Source organism: Streptomyces sp. NBC_01314 (genome assembly GCF_041435215.1).
In the GTDB taxonomy this organism is placed as follows: domain Bacteria; phylum Actinomycetota; class Actinomycetes; order Streptomycetales; family Streptomycetaceae; genus Streptomyces.
Window position 1 is genome coordinate 5,428,019 of the sequence record NZ_CP108394.1, and the last position, 20,480, is coordinate 5,448,498.

The 20,480-nt window shown below is 73.5% G+C and carries 7 protein-coding genes; 4 read left to right on the forward strand and 3 right to left on the reverse strand.

Annotated features, from left to right (window positions below; all coding sequences use genetic code 11):
• Positions 1-115: 115 nt before the first annotated feature.
• Positions 116-688, forward strand: a complete 573-nt coding sequence (locus tag OG622_RS23840) for a hypothetical protein (protein ID WP_371578659.1) — start codon at positions 116-118, stop codon at positions 686-688.
• 94 nt (positions 689-782) lie between these two features.
• Here the strand turns inward: OG622_RS23840 and OG622_RS23845 are convergent, their stop codons facing one another.
• Entirely contained in the window at positions 783-1,655 is an 873-nt protein-coding gene (locus tag OG622_RS23845; protein WP_371578660.1) for a HEAT repeat domain-containing protein, read from the reverse strand.
• Between the two features lie 171 nt (positions 1,656-1,826).
• Here OG622_RS23845 and OG622_RS23850 point away from each other — a divergent pair, with 171 nt between their 5' ends.
• Positions 1,827-14,630, forward strand: a complete 12,804-nt coding sequence (locus tag OG622_RS23850) for an amino acid adenylation domain-containing protein (protein WP_371578661.1) — start codon at positions 1,827-1,829, stop codon at positions 14,628-14,630.
• A 121-nt stretch (positions 14,631-14,751) separates the two neighbouring features.
• On the opposite strand, the gene OG622_RS23855 is transcribed toward OG622_RS23850, so the two are convergent.
• A complete protein-coding gene (locus OG622_RS23855; protein ID WP_371578662.1) occupies positions 14,752-15,642 on the reverse strand; it encodes a LysR family transcriptional regulator in 891 nt (296 codons plus the stop codon).
• Between the two features lie 92 nt (positions 15,643-15,734).
• Between OG622_RS23855 and OG622_RS23860 the strand changes: the two genes are divergently transcribed.
• Together OG622_RS23860 and OG622_RS23865 are read left to right on the forward strand one after the other, a co-directional pair.
• Positions 15,735-16,706, forward strand: coding sequence for a PhzF family phenazine biosynthesis isomerase (locus tag OG622_RS23860; protein WP_371578664.1), 972 nt, complete (start codon positions 15,735-15,737; stop codon positions 16,704-16,706).
• A 178-nt stretch (positions 16,707-16,884) separates the two neighbouring features.
• On the forward strand, positions 16,885-18,402 hold the full coding sequence (locus OG622_RS23865) for an MFS transporter (RefSeq protein ID WP_371578665.1): 1,518 nt from the start codon (positions 16,885-16,887) through the stop codon (positions 18,400-18,402).
• Between the two features lie 127 nt (positions 18,403-18,529).
• Here the strand turns inward: OG622_RS23865 and OG622_RS23870 are convergent, their stop codons facing one another.
• Positions 18,530-20,356 (reverse strand): lysyl oxidase family protein, encoded by a 1,827-nt coding sequence (locus OG622_RS23870; protein WP_371578666.1) that lies wholly within the window; start codon positions 20,354-20,356, stop codon positions 18,530-18,532.
• Positions 20,357-20,480: the final 124 nt, after the last annotated feature.

Below are 20,480 nucleotides of genomic sequence, written 5' to 3' on the forward strand. Positions count from 1 at the left end.
CGCTGTTACATTCCTGGGACACTTCCACAGCGCGCGGAGTACAACCTTCCGCCATAACAGGTCGTCTCACCCGATAACAACGCCACCTCAGCGTTGCGTCACCAAGGGGGACAACATGCGACGAATCGGAGCCATGGTCATGGCATTCGCGCTCGCGGGGACCGTGATAGGGACGGCGGCGGCCACCGCGAGTGCCGCGCCCGGAGGTGCCGCGCGTGCCGCCGCCGCCTGCCCGACGGGCTGGGGCAGTGGGGTCAAGGGCAGCCCCGACAGCGGCGCCGTGCCGCTGGCGGACATCAGGACCGGCCGCCACGACTGTTTCGACCGCATCGTGTTCGACGTCCCCGACGGCGGCGACCACCTCGGCTACTGGGTCCAGTACGTCGACCGGCTCCACCAGTCCGCCTCCGGCGACCTCATCCCGGTGAGCGGCGGGGCCATCCTGGAGATCCGGGTCGCCGCGCCGAGCTACGACCCCGAGACCGGCGGGGTCGCCTACCCGGGACACGTGGCCGAGCCCCTGCCCGGCGTGAACATCTCCGGCTACCGCACCTTCCGTGACACCCGCTTCGCCGGCAGCTTCGAGGGCGAGACCCAGATCGGCCTGGGCGTCCGCGCCCGCCTGCCCTTCCGGGTCCTCCAACTCCCCGGCCGCCTGATCGTGGACGTGGCGCACAGCTGGACCTAGAGGGCCAAAGGGCCAAAGGGCCAGATGGCTGGAGGGCCAGAAGGCTGGAGGCTCTGGAAGGGGGCGAACGGCCGCCCCTCCCGTACCGCCTCGCCTACCCCTCCCGTACTGCCTCGACGGCCTCGCGGACGTCCGGATGCGGATCGTCGGCGAGGCGGTCGAGGAGTTCGGCGACGCCGGGCGTGGACCAGCCGGAGACCGCCCACACCAGGTCCTCGCGTACGCCGGGGTCGGGGTGGGCGGAGAGCCGGGCCAGTCGGACGAGCGGGCCCCGGCGGCGCATGCCGAACCAGTGCAGGGCCTCCCGCAGCGCGACCGGGTCACCGGGATTGCCGGGACCGTCGGCATTGCTGGAAGTACCGGCGTCGCTGGGAGTACCGGCGTCGCCGGGAGTGCCGACGGCACCGGCCGCCTCGATCCGGGCAAGGAGCACGCGGGTGGGCGGCGGCGGGCCGTCCAGGGGGTGCGGGAGGCGTTCGCGCAGGCGGCGGGCCCCGTAGCCGCCGCGCACCCGGCAGCCGAAGCAGGTGCAGGGCCGGGTGCCGTGCGCGTCGGGGAAGTACCGCCACCCCACCACCTGGGGCGCCGTCCGCACCCGGTGCACCTCACGCGGCCGGATCGCCCGGGGCACGAAGACCTCCCACCCCCGCGGATCCGCGAGACCTGAGATCCGCCGCACCGCCTCGGCCGCGGTGACGGTGGCCTGCCCGCCCCGCGCGCGGTCCGAGTACCGTCCGACCAGCACCTCCTCGGCGTCGGCCAGCCGCACATGGACGGCCACCAGTCCGCCCCTGCTGCCGAACCGGCCCAGTTCGCGCAGCCATTGGTGGGTGAGGGTGTACGACGGCAGCACCGGGAAGCAGTACACCCCGCGCGTCCCGCCCTGCCCATGACTGACCGCGCGGACTCCGGACCGCCGGATGCGCGGAGCGTCGGCCGCCGAGGTGAGGTGCACGAACATCGCCATGGGTCGGCATGCTAGGTGGTCGGCCTGCCGGGCGGTCGCCCCGGCCGAGCAGTCGCCCCTGCCGGGCGGAGCCGGTCGTACGGCGGCTCGGACACGCGGGCGTTCGGCGGCGACGGTGTCCCGTGCAGCCCTACTTGTAATCTCCGCACGGTGGAGAGATCGAATGAAGGTTTGAGCGGAGACGCGTCGACGCTGCTGGACGTGCTGCTGACGGCGGCGCGGGAGGCCCCCGGCCAGACCATCGTGCACGTCCGGGGAGACGGCGTCGAGCACACGGTCACCTTCGCCGAACTCCGCGACGACGCACTGCGCGTGGCGGGCGGACTGATAGCGGCGGGCGTGACGCCGGGCACCGCGCTGCCGCTGGTCGCCGACCGGGGTGACGCCTTCCAGCCGATGTTCTGGGGCGCGCTGGCGGCAGGGGCCGTACCCGTCCCCCTCGCCCCGGAGCCGCGCCGGATCGGCCCGGTGTGGGAACTCCTCGGCAGGCCCCCCGTCGTGGTGGACGAGGGCACGCTCACCGTCGTCACCGACATGCGCGACATGAGCGATATGCGCGACATGCACGACATGCACGACATACGCGACGGTCAGGACCGACAACCCGCGTCCGCGATACGGGTGTTGAAGCTGGCCGACCTCCGTCGTGGTCGTCCGCCGCAGCGCCTCCCCCACCCCGCCCCCCACGAGGTCGCCTTCCTCCAGTTCTCCTCCGGCAGCACCGGCGCCCCCAAGGGGGTGGAGCTGACCCACGCCGGGGTCCTCGCCAATCTTCGGCAGATCCGCGCCGCGATGGCGATCAGCGCCGACGACGTGCTCGCGACCTGGATGCCGTACTTCCACGACATGGGTCTCATCGGCACGCATCTCGTCCCCATGGCCGCGCGTCTGAAGCAGATACGGATCGAACCGCTGTCCTTCGCGAAGCGGCCCGTCCTGTGGTTCGAGGCCGTCGCCCGTCACCGCGCGACCCTTCTCTCGGCCGCGAACTTCGCCCTCGCCCTCGCGGTCCGCCGTGTCCCGGCCACCGCGCTCACCGCCCTCGACCTCAGCTGCGTACGCCTGCTGCTCGTCGGTGCCGAGCCCATCGCGCCGCGCGTCTGGCGGGAGTTCACGGCCCGGACGGCTCCGGCGGGGCTGGACCCGCGCGCCCCGCTGCCGGTGTACGGGCTGGCCGAGGCGACCCTCGCGGTGACCGTACCGCCGCTGGGCGAGACCGCGACACCGTTGGTGCTGGACCGGGCCGCGCTCAGCCGGGGGCGGGTGGCCGAGACCGAACCGGGGCCGCACGCAGTGGAGTTGATGGACCTGGGGCGGCCGGTCGAGGGGTGCCAGGTACGGATCACCGGTGGCTCCGGCGGGCCGTCGGGTGAGCTGCGGGTCGGGCATGTGGAGGTACGAGGGCCGCAGTTGGGGCGCGGGTACCACCGGGCGCCCGAGGCCGGCGCGGAGACGTTCGGCGGTGACGGCTGGCTGCGTACCGGTGACCTCGGCTTCCTGCGGAACGGACGGCTGTGCGTCACCGGGCGCCACAAGGACGTGGTGTTCGTCAACGGCCGTACGTTCCACGCGTCGGACCTGGAGGAGACGGTCGCCGCGACGCCGGGGCTGCCGCCGGGGGCCGTGGCCGTCGTGGGGTCCACCGATCCGGACGGCGGGGGCGAACGGGTCGCCGCCTTCGTGCAGTGGGTGCGCCCGGCCCCCTCGGCCGCCGCCCCGGTGCTCCGCGCCGCAGCCGGCCGGCTGCGGGAGGTTCTCGGCCACGACGACGTCCGGGTACTGCCGTTGCCACCGGGGGCGTTCGCCCGTACCACCAGCGGGAAACTGCGCCGGGGGGTGCTGCGGGCGCGCTTCGAGGGTGGGGCGTACGCGGCTGTCGAGGCGCGTTGGGCCGACGCGACGGTCGCGGTGGTGGGCCGCGCGGCCGGGGTGGGAGGGGTCGTCCCCCGTTCACTGCGGGAGGTTCAGGAGTCGGTACGGGGGGTGTGGGCGCGTGTTCTGGAGGTGCCCGTGTCCGACGTGGGGCTTCGGGAGCGGTTCTTCGACCTCGGGGGGTCCTCGCTCAAGGCGATGGCTGTGCTTGCCGGGCTGGAGGACGTGTTCGCGGTGACGGTGGAGCCGCGTGCGCTGCGGGACCACGACACGGTGGTGGGGTTGGCCGGGTATGTGCTGGGGTTGTTGGGGGAGCGGGGCCCGGGGGTGGATGGGCGCCTCATGGGTCGGGGGGAGCTGTCCGGGGGCGGCCACGGGTCCGTCCTCGTGGCTGATCGCGCCCACGCGGCGGAGCCGCAGGTGACCGGGGGTGATGTCGAGGCCGGTTCCGCTGCCGCTCACCATGCCGACGCCGATCCCGGGCCCGGCCACCATCGCGGTTCCGGTGGTTCCGGTGGTTCCGTCGGAGCTGTCGCCATCCTCTCGGCGGCCTGTCGGTTCCCGGGGGTCGAGACACCCGAAGGGTTCTGGGAGTTGCTGGCCGCCGGGGGTGACACGGTCGGGGGCCTGCCCGAGGGCCGGTGGGAGGACGGGCCCCGGCCGGGTTCCTTCCTTGCCGATCCCGCGGCCTTCGACGCCGGGTTCTTCGGTATGGACGACGCGGAGGCACGGGCCACCGACCCGCAGGCGCGGATCTTTCTGGAGCTGGCCCATGAGGCGCTGGAGCGTGCCGGGTACGCGGGGCCCCGCCGGGCCGGACGCCGCGTCGGGGTCTTCGCGGCGGCCGGTGACAGCGGGTACCGCGAGATCCTGGCCGAGGCCGCCGGCGGTGACCTCGCCCGCCACCCGGCCGCCCTCACCGGCAACCTCCCCAACCTGATCGCCGCCCGCGTCTCCCAGGTACTGGACCTGCACGGCCCCGCCCTGGCCGTCGACACGGCCTGCTCCTCCGCCCTCGTCGCCCTGCATCTGGCCCGGCGCAGCCTGCTGTCCGGCGAGTGCGACCTCGCGGTGGTCGGCGGAGTCAACCTGGGCCTGACCCCGACCGGCCACCGCCTCCTCGAAGCGACGGGCGCGCTGTCGCCGACCGGCCGGTGCCGCGCGTTCGCCGCCGACGCGGACGGTTTCGTACCGGGAGAGGGCGGCGCCACTCTCGTCCTCGCCCGTCTCGACGACGCCCGCGCCGCCGGCGACCCGGTCCTCGCCCTCGTACGCGGTACGGCGGTGAACAACGACGGCCGTTCCCTCGGCCTCCTCGCCCCCGCCCCGCGCGGGCAGCGTGAGGTGATCGGCCGGGCGTACGAGGAGTGCGGTGTCGATCCGGCCGACGTGTCGTACGTCGAGGCGCACGGCACGGGTACGCCGATCGGTGACCCGGTCGAGGCGCGGTCGCTCGGCCAGGCGTTCCCGCCCCGCGCCGACGGGGTCCCGCGCCGGCTCGGCTCGGTCAAGGCGAACGTCGGGCACCTCCTCAACTCGGCCGGCATGCCCGCCCTCGTCAAGGTCGCCCTCGCCCTCTCCCACCGCCGTCTCCCGCCCTCCCTCCACGCCACCTCACCCGCGCCCTTCCTCGCACACACCGCCCCCGGCTTCCGTCTGGTCACCGAGCACGCGGAATGGACCGGCACGGAGGGCCGCCCGCTGACCGCCGGCGTGAACTCCTTCGGCTTCGGCGGCACCAACGCGCACGCGGTTCTGGAGGAGGCGCCGAGGGGGTTGGCAGGGGCGATGAGCGGGGCCGTAGGAACGACGAGCGGGGCTGTGGGTGTGACGAGCGGGGCTGTGGGTGTGACGGGTGGGGCCGTGGGTGCGACGGGTGGGGCCGTGGGTGTGACGGGCGCCGGAGCCGGCGCTGATCCCCGGGCCACCGGCGGTCCGCACCTTCTGACCCTTTCCGCCCGCACCGCCGGTGCACTGCGCGTCGCCGTCGCCGAGTTGGCCGCGCATCTGCGGGCCCACCCCGAACTGGACGAGGGTGACGTGTGCGCCGGCGTCAACACCGCCCGGGACGAGAGGCCGTACCGGATCGCCGTGGTCGCGGACGGCGACCTCGCGGAGCGGCTCGAAGCGGTGGGGAAGCGGGATTCCGCGAGCTTCGCGACGATGGGACCCGTACGGGCTCGGCCCCGCACGGTGTTCGTCCTTCCCGGCCAGGGCGCCCAACGCCCCGGGCTGGGCCGGGAGTTGTACGGTTCTGCGCCCGTGTTCCGTGACGTCCTGGACGAGGCCTCGTCCCTCACCGGGCCGGTGCTCGGCCGCACCCTGGCCGCGTGGTGTCTGGACGAGGACGCCGACCCCGCCGACCTGGCCCGGACGGAGGTGACGCAGCCGCTGCTGGTCGCGTTCGGGGTGGCGTTGGCAGGGCAGCTGGCCGCCTGGGGGGTGGCGCCGGACGCGGTCGTGGGGCACAGCGTCGGCGAGATCACCGCCGCGTGCGTCGCCGGGGCGCTGCCCCTGGCCGAGGCGGTCGGGTTCGCCGCCGAACGCGGACGCCTGGTGGGCGGGCTCGCCGCGCCGGGTGCCATGGCGGCCGTACGGGGTGACGAGGACACCGTCGCCGCCGTGGTCGCCGAGTCCGACGGCACGCTCTGCGTGGCCGCCGTCAACTCACCCTCGCAGGTGGTGCTGGCGGGCGAGGCGGAGGCCGTCGACCGGGCGGTCACGGCCCTCGCCGCCCGGGGAGTGGCCGCCCGCCGCCTCCGCGTCTCGCACGCCTTCCACTCCCCGATGCTGAACCCCGTACTCGACCCCCTCCACAGCGCGGCGAAGGCCCTGACCGTGCACCCGGCCACCGTTCCGATGCTGAGCACGGTCACCGGCCGGTGGGGCCCCGACCTGACCCCCGGTTCCGGCTACTGGCGCGACCACGCGATCCGCCCCGTCCGCTTCGCCGGCGCCGTCGCCCGACTCCTCGACGAGGGCTACGACACGTTCGTCGAACTCGGCCCCGGCGCCACCCTCTCCACCCCCATCCTCGCCACGGCCACCGCACATCCCGGCGTCACACCCTCCGACGTGACCGTCCTGCCCGCACTGCCCGCACTGCCCGCCACCACGGACGGCCCGGAAGCCGGTGCCGGGGCAGGGGCGTTGCTCGAAACCGTCGGTCGGCTCTGGTCCCGTGGGGCCCTGCTGGCCCCCACAGCTCCGGCCTCTCCGGCCATGGCACGGCGACGGGTGCCCGTCCCCACGTACCCGTTCCAGCGCGGCCACCACTGGCCGCAGCGCCTCGACACGATGCCCGAGCCCGGTACGGCACCTGCGCCGCGTACGACACCCGGGCCGCGTACGACGCCCGAGCCCAGGGCAACACCCGGACCGCGTACGACACTTGACTCACCCGACGACCTTCCCATCGCGCGGCCCCTCCTCTGGCGCGACGCCCCGCTGACCGCCGCCCCCGACCCCCGCGTCGTACGTCTGACCGGCGCCGACACCCCGCTCCGCCGGGCCCTCGCCGACCGGCTCACCGGGCGCGGAGTGACGGTGCTGCGGTCAGGGTCGGAATCGGGGTCGGCGCCGACGATGACGCCGAACCGGTCCGAAGCCCCGGTGGAAGTCGCAGAGGCGGCGGCCGCCCCGGAGGTTGTGCTCTGGTTCGCCGGTGACGCCACGGGCCCGGAGGCGGAGACCAGCACCGCCGTCTCCGCCCTGCGCGAGGTGCTGCCCTCGCTCGGCACGACCCCCACCCGCCTGCTGCTGATCACGGAGAACGCGTACAGCACCGGCGACACCAACAGCACCAACGGAAGCAGCGGTGGAGACCTCGCCACCGGCCCCCGGTCCCGTCCCGCCCAGGCCCTCCTGCACGGCTTCGCCCTGGCCCTCCCCGAGGAACACCCGGGACTCTCCTCCCTGAGCATCGACCTGTCTTCCCAGGACCCGCTCGACACTCAACTCAGCTCGTTGGAACGCGAGTTGAGCGTCGCCCATCCCGCGGCACCCGGCGCGGGCGGAACCGTGGCCTGGCGGACGGGTCGCCGACTCGCTCGTACAGCCGTAGCCACCACCACCCCGGGCTCCCCCACGCCACTCCCCCCGAACGGCACCTACCTGATCACCGGCGGCGCGGGCGGCCTCGGTTCCGCGCTCGCCCGTGACCTCGCGGAACGCGGCACTCCCACCCTTGTCCTCACCGGCCGCACGGCCACCCCGCCCCGCGCCCTGCTCACCGACCTACGCGCCCTCGGCGCCCGCGCCCGCTACCAGGCGGCCGACATCACCGACGCGACCGACATCGACGAACTCGTCGCCGGACTGCCGCCGTTGGACGCCGTGTTCCACGCGGCGGGCACGGCCCGCCCCGGCAGCCTGCGCGGCAAGCCCGACGACGAGATCGAGGCCGTACTCGCGGCGAAGGTGCGCGGCACGACCCTCCTCGCCGAAGCGCTGCGCCGGCACGGCCAGGAGGACGCCGTGTGCGTCGCCTTCTCGTCCGTGTCCGCCGTACTGCCCGGCCTCGCCGGCGCCCTCGGCGACTACGCCGCCGCCAACTCCTTCCTCGACGCCTTCGCCACCGCCGAACGCGCCGCCGGCCGCCCCTGGCAGACGATCGCCTTCGGCCCCGTCACCGACACGGGCCTGGCGAGCGGGACGACCCCGCACACCCGGCTCCGACACCACGGCCTCGCGCCCATGACCGTACGGGCCGCCCTCGCGGGTCTCCACGCGGCCGTCGGCCTGGACGCGGCACACATACAGGTGACGGGCACAGGTGCCGCAACGAACCGCGCGACCAGCCACGACGGACCCGCAGCCGCCACCGGACAGCCCCTCCCGAGCCATCAGGCGCCCACGAGCACCGGCACCCCCGCTTCCTCCCAGGTCACCGCCCTCATTCGTCGCCTCCTCGCCGACGCCCTGCACCGCTCCCCGCAGGACATCGGCGACGACGAACAGTTCCTCACCCTGGGCCTGGACTCCCTGACCGCCATCGACCTCGCCCGCCGCCTGGAACGCGAACTCGGCCGCCCCCTCCCAGCCACCCTCCTCTTCGAACACCGCACGCTCGGCGAACTGGCCACCCACCTGGCCACCACCCCACCGACAGAGACGCCGAGCCCGACACCGAGCCCGACGCCGACGTCAAGTTCGACGCCCGGCGTCACCTCGCACCCCCTCACCCCCCTCCAACTCGCCTTCCACACCACCGAAACCCTTCACGAGGGCATCACCGCCTACGGCTACGTACGCCAGAGCATCAGCGGTCCCCTCGACACCGCCCTCCTCGGCCGGGCACTCGCCCGCCTCGCCGCCCGCCACCCCATGCTGCGTATGCGGTTCACCGGCGAGGCCGGCGCGCGCCCACGCCAGTACGCCGCCCCCGCCGGACCCGTGGACACGGCACCCCGCTGGTACGAGGTACGGGAACCGCACGACCTTCGACAACTGGAACAGGAGCTGTGCAACCGCCCGTTCGACCTGACGACGGAAGACCCGGTACGAGCCGTCCTCGTCCACGACCGTGACGACGCACACCTCGCCCACCTGCTCCTGGTCGTCCACCACGCCGCCGCCGACGGCTTCAGCCTCAAGCTCCTCGCCGAGGAACTCTGGTCGCTCTACACGGCCCTGGTGCGCGGGGAGACACTTCCCCAACTCCCGCAGCCAGGAGCCGAGTTCGCCGACTACACAGCCGCCATGACCGCCGAACGCCAGTCCCCGGCGTACGCGGAGGATCAGCGGTACTGGCGCGACCGCCTGGCCGACCGCCTGGCCGACGGCACCGCTTCCTCCCTCTCCCTGCCGTACGACGGCGACCCCGAAGCACCCCCCGCCCCGCCCCTCACCCACCACCGCACCGGCATCGACGAGGCGCTGACCGCCGCACTCCGCGAGACGGCCGCGCGGCACGGAGTCTCGTTGTTCCACCTGCTGCTGGCGGTGTACGGCCGTTGTCTGGCGCGGTGGAGCGGACGGCGGTCCGTCGCGGTCAATGTGGCGCGGTCCCGAAGGGAGTTGCCGATCGCCGGCATCGACCGTCTGGTGGGGCCGCTGGCCGACACCCTGCCGGTGTTCGTGGACGTCGACCCCGACGAGCCGGCCACCGCGCTCGCCGACCGGCTGCGCCGCATCTGGGGTGAGGCCGAGGCCCACGCGACCCTGAGCAGCACCGACTTCGCCCGGCTGCTGTCCGGACTCCGGCCCGCCACGGGCCCGGCCCCGCGCACGGCCGCCGGGGCGGGGTTCAGTTTCGCCCGCTTCCCAGTCGTCCACGGCTCCGACTGGCCGGTCACCGTCACCCCGACGGCCGCGGCCACCGCCTCCGCCGCCACCCGGCTCGGGCTCCTCTGCTGGGAGGCCGACTCCGCCCTGTGCCTGTCGTGGAACCACCCGGCCCGGCTCTTCCGCCCCGAGACCGTACGCCGCCTCGCCGACGAGTACGTCACCGAACTGCGCGCCGCCGTCGCGGGGCCCTCAGCCACTCCGGCCGGACCGGTCGGCGGCGGCATCGTGGAGCGCCTGTGCGCACAGTTCCGGGCCACACCCGGGTCCATCGCCGTCGACACCGGCGCCCCGGGCACGCCGCCGCTCACCTACGCCGCCCTCGACACCGCCTCCGCCGCCCTCGCCGCCCGACTGCGCGCCCACGGCGTACGCCCCGGCGACCTGGTCGGACTCCTCACCGAACCGGGCGGCACGGACACGGTCACCGGAGTCGTCGGCATCCTGCGGGCGGGCGCCGGCTGGGTACCGCTGGACGCCACCCACCCCACCGCCCGGCACCGGGACCAGTTGTCCCGTACGGGAGTGCGCGTACTGGTCTGCGACCCGACGACCCACGAGGCGGCCACCGGCCTGGACGGCGTCACACCGGTCCCGGTGTCCGAGCCGTCCGACACCACACCGCCGGCCGTCTTGGAGAGCGACGCCCCCGACCCCGAAGCCATCGCCTACGTCATCTTCACCTCCGGCTCGACGGGCCGCCCCAAGGCCGTCCCCATCACCCACCGGTCGATGACGAACTACCTCGACTGGTCCCTGGCCACGTTCGGCTACGGCCCCGGCGACCGGCTCGCGCAGACCGCGTCGGCCTGTTTCGACGCCTCGGTACGGCAGTTGCTGGCCCCGCTGCTGGTCGGCGCCACGGTGCACACCCTCTCCCGCGACCTGCTGCGCGACCCCGAGGCCCTGCTCGACCGCGTCGTGGCGGACCGGATCACGGTGTGGAGCTCGGTCCCGACGCTGTGGGAACGGCTGCTGACCGCCGCCGAGGAACGCACCCGGCAGCACGGCACGCCCCCCGACCTCTCCGCCCTGCGCTGGGTCCACGTGGGCGGCGAGGCCCTGCCCGCGGCCCACGTACGCCGCTGGTTCGACCTCCTCACCACCCCCGTCGGCGACAGTCCGCGCCCCCGGCACACCCCGCACCCCCACCGGATCGCCAACCTCTACGGCCCCACCGAAGCCACCGTCAACGCCACCTGCCACATCATCGACACCCGCCCCGCCGACGACATACGCCACCTCCCCATCGGCCGCCCCGTCGCCGGCACCGAACTGACCGTGATCGGCGAGGACGGACGCGAACGCGCCCCCGGTGAACCCGGCGAACTCCTCATCGCCGGAACCGGTCTCACCCCCGGCTACCTGGGCGATCCCGACCTCACCGCCGCCGCCTTCACCGAACGGGACGGCCGCCGCTGGTACCGCAGCGGCGACCGCGTCCGCCGTACGGCCGACGGGGTACTGGAGTTCCTGGGCCGACTCGACGACCAGGTCAAGGTCCGCGGCCACCGCGTGGAACTCGGTGAGGTCGAGGCCGCCCTGCTCACCCATCCGGGCGTGGCCCGCGCGGCCGTACTGCTGCGTGACGGGCGGCTGGAGGCGTACGTCGAGCCGAGGACCGGCACGCACACCCTCGCGCCCCACACCCTCGCGCCCCACGACGTCGACCCCCGTCGGCTCGACCCCCGCGAGGTGCGCGCCTTCCTCTCCCGCACCCTCCCCCCGTACATGCTCCCCGCCCGCGTCCACTCCCTCCCGGCCCTCCCTCTGACCGGCACGGGCAAGATCGACCGCAACCGCCTCGCTCCCCGCGCCGAAGCCGCCCCGAGCACGCCGACCGGCATGCCGTGCACGCCCGCTGAGCCCCCGCGCACGCCTCCCGCGGCCCCCACCGAACACCTGCTGGCGCGCATCTGGTCCGAACTGCTGGACGTACCGGAGTCCGAGATCAGCCGCCAGGACGACTTCTTCGCACTCGGCGGCGACTCCATCACGGTGCTGGAACTGTTCTCCCGCCTACGCCCCGAACGCCCCGCCCTGCCACGCCCGACCGCCGTCTACACGCACCGCACCCTGGCCGCCCTGGCGGCGAGCATCGACTCCACCACCGTCACCGCCACCGCGCCCACTCCACCCGAGAGCCAGCAGACCGAACACGCCCCCACGCCCTACCCCCTCACCCCCTCCCAACAGGGCTTCCTCCTCGCCGACGCCCTCGCCACCAGCACACCCACCACACCCGGTAGCCCCGGTAGCCCCGGCGCCAACCCCGCCTGGCTGGCCCGCTTCCGTATCCACGGCCCCCTGGACCCGGACCTGTTCCAGCGCTCCGTCGACGTCCTCATGGCCCGGCACCCCATGCTCCGCACGGTCTTCCCGGCGGGCGCCCGCCCACCCGTGCAGCAGGAACTCCCGGCCTCGCTACGGCTCCCCGTGGAGACGGAGGCCCTGGCCCACCCCGGCCTCCTGGAGGAACGGGCCGCCGAGGAGGCGAACCGCCGCTTCGAACCCTGGGCCTGGCCCCTGCTGCGCCTGCGCCTCTTCACCGTCGCGCCGGACGAACACGTACTCCTCGTCCACGCCCACCACCTCATCGGCGACGGCTACAGCGCGGCTCTCCTCACCCGCGAACTCCTCACCGTGTACGGCCGTTTCGAAGACGGCCTCCCCCACGGCCTGGAGCCACTGCACTCCACCTTCCATGCACACGCACTCCACCGGACCGCACCCCGCCGGCCCACGACCCCGGAGACCGAGGCGTACCGCGCCCGCCACCTCACCCCCTACACCCCACCCGTCCTGCGAGCACCCCGCCCCGACGGCACCGCCCCCGCCTTCCACACCACCACCTTCACCCTCGACGCCGACCGCACCCACGCCCTGCGCCACCTCGCCCAGAGCACCGGCACCACGCTCCACGCCCCGGTCCTCACGGCGTACCACCGCGCCCTCACCACCCTCACCGGCCGACGCGACCTGGTCCTCGGGCTGGCCGTCACCGGCAGGGACGAGACCACGCGGGACGCACATCGCGTCTTCGGCCCGTTCGCCGAGGCGGTGGCACTCCGCCCGGCGCTCCCGTCCGACGGCGAACGCGCGGCCCCCGACTTCGTCGAGGACCTCCGCCGTATCGCCACTGAGTCGATCGCGGCCCGCACCGCCGGCCCCCTGGACCTCCGAACACCCCAAGGCCTGCCCCGTACCGCCCAGTTCTTCTTCACGTTCCTCGACTTCAGCGCCCTGGGCACGCCCCCCGACACCACCCTGACCCTCCGGGCCGACGACACCGGGACGGAGCTGGCCCCGCCACCGGTGGGCACCGATGTCTTCCTGGCCGCACGCCCCTCCCCGAACGGCGAAGGCCTCCGCGTCACGGCCCGCGCGCCGGCAACCGCGCTCACATCCGATGAACTCGACGCTTTCGCAGGAGAGTTGAGGGCGCAGCTGGAGCAAGCCGCCCGCCGCGACGACATCCCCGCCCCCACTCAGTCCGCCTCGCCCACCCCGGCCGCTCCATCCATCTCGTCCGCCTCATCCACTCCATCCATCTCGTCCACTCCATCCATCCCGTCCGCCGCTTCCCTCGACGCGGCCCTCATCGGCTACCTCCCGGCCCCGCACCACCTGGCTGCCTTCGCCGGTCTCCCCCCGCACGCGGCCCCCAGCCGCGAGCAGATCCGCGCCCTCCTCTTCCCGGACGGCGGGGCCAGACTCCTGGAGAGCATCACCACCCCCCTCGGCAGATCCGGCTTCGTCTCACTCCCGCTCTTCGCCGACGAGCTGACCGGCCCGCTCCCCGTCGGAGCCCCGGCCCCTGTGACCACCCTGGCCACCCTGACCGCGCGCGCCGTGGACCACGCCGCGTCCCTCGGCGCCCGCTGTGTCTCCCTGGCCGGCATGATCCCGTCCCTCACCGGCTACGGCTACGACGTCCTCCGGGAGACCGCGGCGACGACCACGACGCCCGCCACCAGGCACGCGACCACCACCCTCACCACCGGGCACGCGACCACGACCGTCGCCGTGGTCAAGACCGTCCGCACCGCCCTTGAGGCGACCGGCCGCGACCTCGGCGAACTCACCCTCGCCGTCGTCGGCTGCGGTTCCATCGGCACATCGTCCCTGCGCCTGCTCCTCGCCCTCAGCCCCCACCCACCGGCCCGGCTCCTGCTCTGCGATGTGCCCGGCAGCGCCCCCCGCCTCCAGCAGCCGGCCGCCGAACTGACGGCCGACCACCCCACCATGGCCGTACAGATCGTCGAGTCGGCCGACCCTCGAAGCCTCCCCGCCGAGGTCTACGCCACGGCCGACGTCATCGTCACGGCGGTCAGCGGCGGCCCGACCCTGCTGGACGTCGACCGGCTGCGGCCCGGCACGATCGTCGTGGACGACTCCTTCCCGCACTGTTTCGACACCGGGCGGGCCCTGGACCGGATGCGGCACGAGCAGGACGTACTGATCGTCGGGGGTGGCCTGCTGGCCCTGGACCCCACCGAGACCCACCTGTCACCGGACCTCCCGGCCGCCGCCCTCACCGGCCACGCCACCGCCCGCACCCAGCAGCACCTCGCGCTCCACCTCCCCGGCACCCTCGCCTCGTGCCGTCTGGAGTCCCTCCTCCACGCCCACCTCACCGCCCCGGACTCCGGTACGGAACTGCCCCTGATCCACGGCCTGGTCGACCTCCCCCGCGCCCTCGCCCACTGGGACGCCGCCGAAGCCGCCGGAGTCCGCCCGGCCCCCCTCCACCTCCTTGACCACACCATCCCTCCGGAGGCCCTGAGCGCCCTGCCCCCACCACAGCGGTCGCGCTGAACACCCGCACGCGGAACGCCCGGCCGGAGAGTTCCCCGACCGGGGAGTTCCGCCACAGGGCCCGACCCGACCGCCGCACCGGTCCCCGTTCAGGCGCCCGACCGCCGTACCCGGTCTCCGTTCAGGCGCCCAACTGCCGTACCAGTTCCCGCGCGAACGCCTCCGTCGCCGGTGCCGTCCAGCGTCGGCGGTGCCGGGCCAGCCGTACGGGGACATCGGCGAAGCGCGGCCCTCGGACTTTCGTCAGCCGCCCCTGACCCAGGTACTCCTCCACCGTCGTCAGCGGCAACAGCGTCAGCCCCAGTCCGGCGGCGGCGCAGGACCGTGCCGCGTCCACGCTGCCGAACCGGGTCAGCCGGGGCCCGGACCCGGGCACGGCGAGCAGCCGCCGCTCCAACTCGTCGCTGTACGAGCACCCTTGCTCCAGCAGGAAGAAGCTCTCCGCCGCCAACTGCGCCCAGGTGGCCTTGTGCGTACGCGCCGCGAACGGATGACGGGGAGCGCACACGAGGGCGAGCGGCTCGCACGCGACCGGCTCGGCCGTCACCTCAGGGAAGTCGGCCTCGCTTTCCAACAGCAGCGCCAGATCCAGCCGCCCGGCCCGCAGCCCCGCCACGCACTCCGCCGTACCGGCCGCGTGCAGGTCGACGTCCACCTCGGGGTGGTGGGTGCGCAGGGCCGCGATCACGCCCGGCAGTCTGGTCGCGCACAGGGACTCCGGGGTGCCGACCCGCACCCGCCCCCGTACGACACCGTCACCCGCGCCGCCACCGGCCCGCAGCCGCGCCACGGCGTCGAGGACCTCCTCCGCGCCTTCCAGCAGACGCCGGCCCGACTCGGTGAGCAGCGTGCCGGTGGGCAGCCGGTCGAAGAGCCGGGTGCCCAACTCCCGTTCCAGGGTGCGGATGTGCACGGTGACCGTGGACTGGGCGAGGTGCAGCTCGGCGGCAGCGGTGGTGAAGCCACCGGTCCGGGCGAGGGTGGTGAAGGTGTGCAGCAGTCGGGTGTCCACGGCGTCAGCCTAGGCCGCCCATCGACTTTTCCGATGGGCCGGATCGAAACCAATCGTTGGACTCGATCTCCGCGCGGTGACAGCGTGGAGCCATGCCCAACGACACGAACGACACGAACGACACGAACCCGAACGACCCGAACGGCGCAGGCAGCACAGGCAGCGCAGGCGGAACGAGTCCCGTGCACCGCCCCGAGTCGTCGGCCGGGGCGGCGCGCCCCGAGACGCTGCGCTTCTCCTCCTTCACCCATGACCCGGCGGGCGGCAACCCTGCCGGGGTGGTGCTCGACGCCTCCGGGCTCGACGACGCGACGATGCTCGCGATCGCCGCCGAGGTGGGCTACTCCGAGACGGCCTTCGTCACCGCCGCCGACGAGACCGCGCGCCGGTTCCGGGTGCGGTACTTCAGCCCTCTCGCCGAGGTGGCCTTCTGCGGACACGCGACCGTCGCCCTGGCCGTGGCGCTCGCCGAGCGGCTGGGCCCCGGCGGGATCCTCCTCGACACCCTCGCGGGCGAGATCCCCGTCGCCACCACGGTCGACAGCGCCGACGGTACGTTCCACGCCACCCTGACCAGCGCGCCGACCCGCTCCCGCCCCGCCACGGGCCCTGAACTGGACGCGGCCCTGAAGGCCCTCGGCTGGTCCCCCGACGACCTCGACCCGGCGCTCCCGCCGCACGTGGCCTTCGGCGGCGTCGACCACCTGATCCTGGCCGCCGGCTCCCGCGAGCGCCTCGCGGACCTGGACTACGACTTCGACGGTCTCGCCGAGGTGATGCGGCGGCACGACTGGACGACCGTCCACCTGGTGTGGCGTGAGTCCCCGGAACACTTCCACGCCCGGGACCCGTTCCCCGTGGGCGGTGTCGTGGAGGACCCGGCGACGGGCGCGGCGGCAGCAGCCTTCGGCGGATACCTCCGCACCCTCGGCCTGGTCACCGCCCCGGCCACCGTCACGATCCGCCAGGGCGAGGACATGGGCCGCCCCAGCGACCTGCGGATCGACGTGTCTCCCGAGGACCCCCGCACCCGGGTCACCGGCCAGGCGGTCCCCATCGGCTGACTCCGGCACCTACCGCGGGCGCACACCGGACGTACTTACGTGGCCACCGGGAGAGAAGTAACTTGCGTAAGTCAAGCAATCGACTTATGTTGAGTAAGTCAAGCAAGGTAGGCGCATCGGAGCACCCGCCTGACGCCCCCTCTTCCCTCCCCCGCTCTCTTTCGACGGAGGCCCCGCCATGTCCCACACCCTTGCCCGACCCGCCGACGCGGGGGCCGGCGCCCCATCGCGGCCCAACGCCGTGGTGGCGGTGCTGGCGCTGGCCGGGATCGTCGTCGCGCTGATGCAGACGCTGGTCATCCCGATCGTCCCGGAGCTGCCGAAGCTGCTGGACGCGCCGGCCTCGGACACCGCGTGGGCGGTGACCGCCACCCTGCTCGCCGCGGCCGTGGCGACGCCGGTCGTCGGGCGCCTCGGCGACATGTTCGGGAAGCGGCGCATGCTGCTGCTCAGCATCGTGCTGCTGGTGTCCGGCTCGGTGGTCTGCGCACTGGCCGACTCGCTCGTCCCGATGATCATCGGCCGGGGTCTGCAGGGGCTGGCCGCCGCCGTCATCCCGCTCGGCATCAGCGTCATGCGGGACGTCCTGCCCGCCGAACGCCTCGCCGGGTCCACCGCGCTCATGAGCGCCTCCCTCGGTGTCGGCGGCGCCCTCGGTCTGCCCGCCGCCGCGTTCATCGCGGACAACTGGGACTGGCACCTCCTCTTCTGGACCTCCGCCGCCCTGGGCGCCCTGTCCTTCCTCCTGGTCCTGGTGGTCGTACCGGAGTCGAAGGTGCGCACCGGCGGCCGTTTCGACCTGGTCGGGTCGCTCGGGCTTTCCGCAGGACTGGTCTCACTGCTGCTCGCCGTCTCCAAGGGCGCCGACTGGGGCTGGACCAGCGGGACGACGCTGGGGCTGTTCGCCGCCGCCGTCGCGATCCTCGCCTCGTGGGGCCTCTACGAGCTGCGGGCCGGGCAGCCCCTGGTCGATCTGCGGACCACCGCCCGGCCGCAGGTGCTGTTCACCAACCTGGCCTCGATCGCGCTCGGCTTCTCGATGTTCGCGATGTCCCTGGTCCTGCCGCAACTGCTCCAGCTGCCCGAACAGACCGGCTACGGCCTCGGCAGGTCCATGATGAGCGTCGGTCTGGTGCTGGCCCCGCAGGGGCTGGTGATGATGGCCATGTCCGCGGTGTCCGCCGCGCTCACCAAGGCCAAGGGGCCGAAGGTCACCCTGATGGTCGGCGCGCTGATCGTCGCCACTGGTTACGGCCTGAACATCGTCCTGATGAGCGAGGTCTGGCACCTCATCCTGGTCTCCTGCGTCATCGGCGGCGGTGTCGGCTTCACCTACGGCGCGATGCCCGCCCTGATCATGGGCGCGGTGCCGGAGTCCGAGACGGCCGCCGCCAACAGCCTCAACACACTGATGCGCTCCCTCGGCACCTCGTTCGCCAGCGCCCTCGCCGGCGTCATCCTCGCCCAGATGACCACCGACTTCGGCGGCTACGCCCTCCCTTCCGAGAACGGCTTCAAGGTCGTCATGGCCATCGGCGCCGGCGCCGCCCTCCTCGCCTTCCTCCTCACCTCCTTCATCCCGAAGCGCCGCCCGGCCGCCCAGGACCCGGCCGCCCAGGCCCCGGCCGCCGCCAACCCGGCAGCCGCCGGCCCGGCCGGGGAGCGCGCGGAGGTCGCGGGGTCGACCAAGGCATAGCGCCCCGCACGGCCTCCACACAGCCCTCACGCAGCCCTCACGCAGCGGAACCCCCAGGCCAGGGCCTGGGGGTTCCGTTGTTGCCGAAGATCGCCGACGGCGAAGCTACGACGCTACGACGCGTGTGTCACGGCGCGTTGACCAGGTGGTGCGGCGGTACCTGGACCGTGCGGGCACCCGGGGTGCCGCCCAGGACCACCTTGCGGAGAGCGATGTTGTTCTTGTGGTTGGTCTCCTGGAGACGGTTCTCCGGGTTGGCGATGACCTGGATGTAGTACGTGCCGTTCGGCAGGTCGGTGATCTCGAAGGACTGGCCGGGACGGTACTGGGTGTACGTGTCACCGGAGCCGACGTCGAGGACCTCACGCACCGAGATGGCGTCCTGCGAACCGCACGCGGTGGACAGGTCGGTGTTCTGCGGGTCCCAGTTGGCGTTCTTCACCGTGTAGTCGATGGCGTCGGTGTTGGCCAGGCAGAACGCCTCCTTGCCGGAGCGGACCTGCTTGGTCTTGTCCGCGCTGAGCAGGCGGTAGCTGGCGAAGTCCGTGAAGTGCCAGTGCTCGTGGCCCTCGCGCGGGTCCCACTCCATGGTGCCGGTGGGGGTGTAGCCGATCTGCTTGCCCTTGGCGTCGTAGAAGTACTGGTACGCGTCCATCAGGTCGGCGCCGGGCTTGCGGAAGCCGTCGACGACGAGGGGCGCGGGGCCCGCGTTCCAGACGTTCGCGCTGAAGGCGAGGTAGTCCTTGCCGGCTACGTCGCCGTCCTCGCCGTCGGTGATGGCGATGTCCCAGGCGGGCAACGACCGCAGGTCCGGCTTGGGGACGTTCTTCGGGACGCTCGCCTTGCCGGTGGGCCGCTTGGCGTTGGCCTTCAGCGCGGAGGCGATGCGGGAGCCGTCGGTGTGGCCGGCGCCGTCGCCCAGGTGCTTGGCGCGACCCCGGTCGACGAGGGCGTAGGGCAGCTCGGGCGGGGTGGGAGCGTCGGCGCCGCGCGGGCCGTAGTGGTGGCTGTCCGGGGCCGGCTGTCCGGCCGGGGCCGACTGCGTGGAGTGGTCGCCGCCGTGGCCACCACCGTGGCCGCCGCCGTGGTGGGCGGAGGACGACGAGGGCTTCGACGTGGTCAGACCCGCGCCGCCCTCGCCCGCGTCGGGATCCTCCCGCACCGTCACCTTGATGGTCGGCCGGTTGTCGGGCATGCCGAACAGGTCGCGGTACTTCTTCGCCACCCGCACCTGGGCGGTGTACTCGCCCACCGGCAGGTCCACCCCGCCCCTTTCGTAGTCCCAGCTGGTGGTGTTGGTCGCCCAGCCCTTCTCGGTGCCCCACACGGAGCCGAGCGTCCACGGGTTGCCGGAGCAGCTCTGCGGATAGTGGTTGGTGGCCGGGGCGTCCGGGCGGATCCGGCCCGAGGCGTTGCTCGGGCAGAAGTTCCCCTTGGTCTTCACCACCTCGGTCCCGGCCGCGTTCTTGACCGAGATCTCCAGGAAGCCGGTGAGCCCGGAGAAGTCGTCGACCGTCCCCGCGGGCAGGGTCTTCGTCTTCACGGTCTTGCCGTTGCGGAGGATCTGCTTGGCGACGATCGGGTCCTTGTACGACTTCCGCGTCACCTGGAACTCCAGGGGCGCGTTGTCGACCGTGACATACGTGCCGAGCTGCAGGCTGACGCCCTCGGACCACTCGTACCGGGTGAGCGTCACGGAGTTCGACGCGGCGATCAGCTTGAGCTGCGGCTTCCCGGGCGTCGCGGCGGGCGCGGCACCGGCGCCGGGGGCGGCACCGGCCACGGCGGCCACCACGGTGAGCGACGCCAGGGCGGCGAGGCCGGGGCGCTTCAGGCGACTGCGGCGGTCCTCACCGCCGGTCGAGCCGGTCGAGCTCGTCGCACTGGTCGCACCAGTCGGGCTGGATGGATTGGTCATCTGGCTGGTCATCGGTTCCTCGTCTGCGAGTGCCATGGTCAGTGGCATCGGACTGGACAGCCCACGGACGACTACCGACCGCACAGGCGCACCCCAATACGCCTCGGGCCGGGCCGGACTCGATCCGTCCGCCCTGTGAGCAATCTGTGAGACCGGTAAA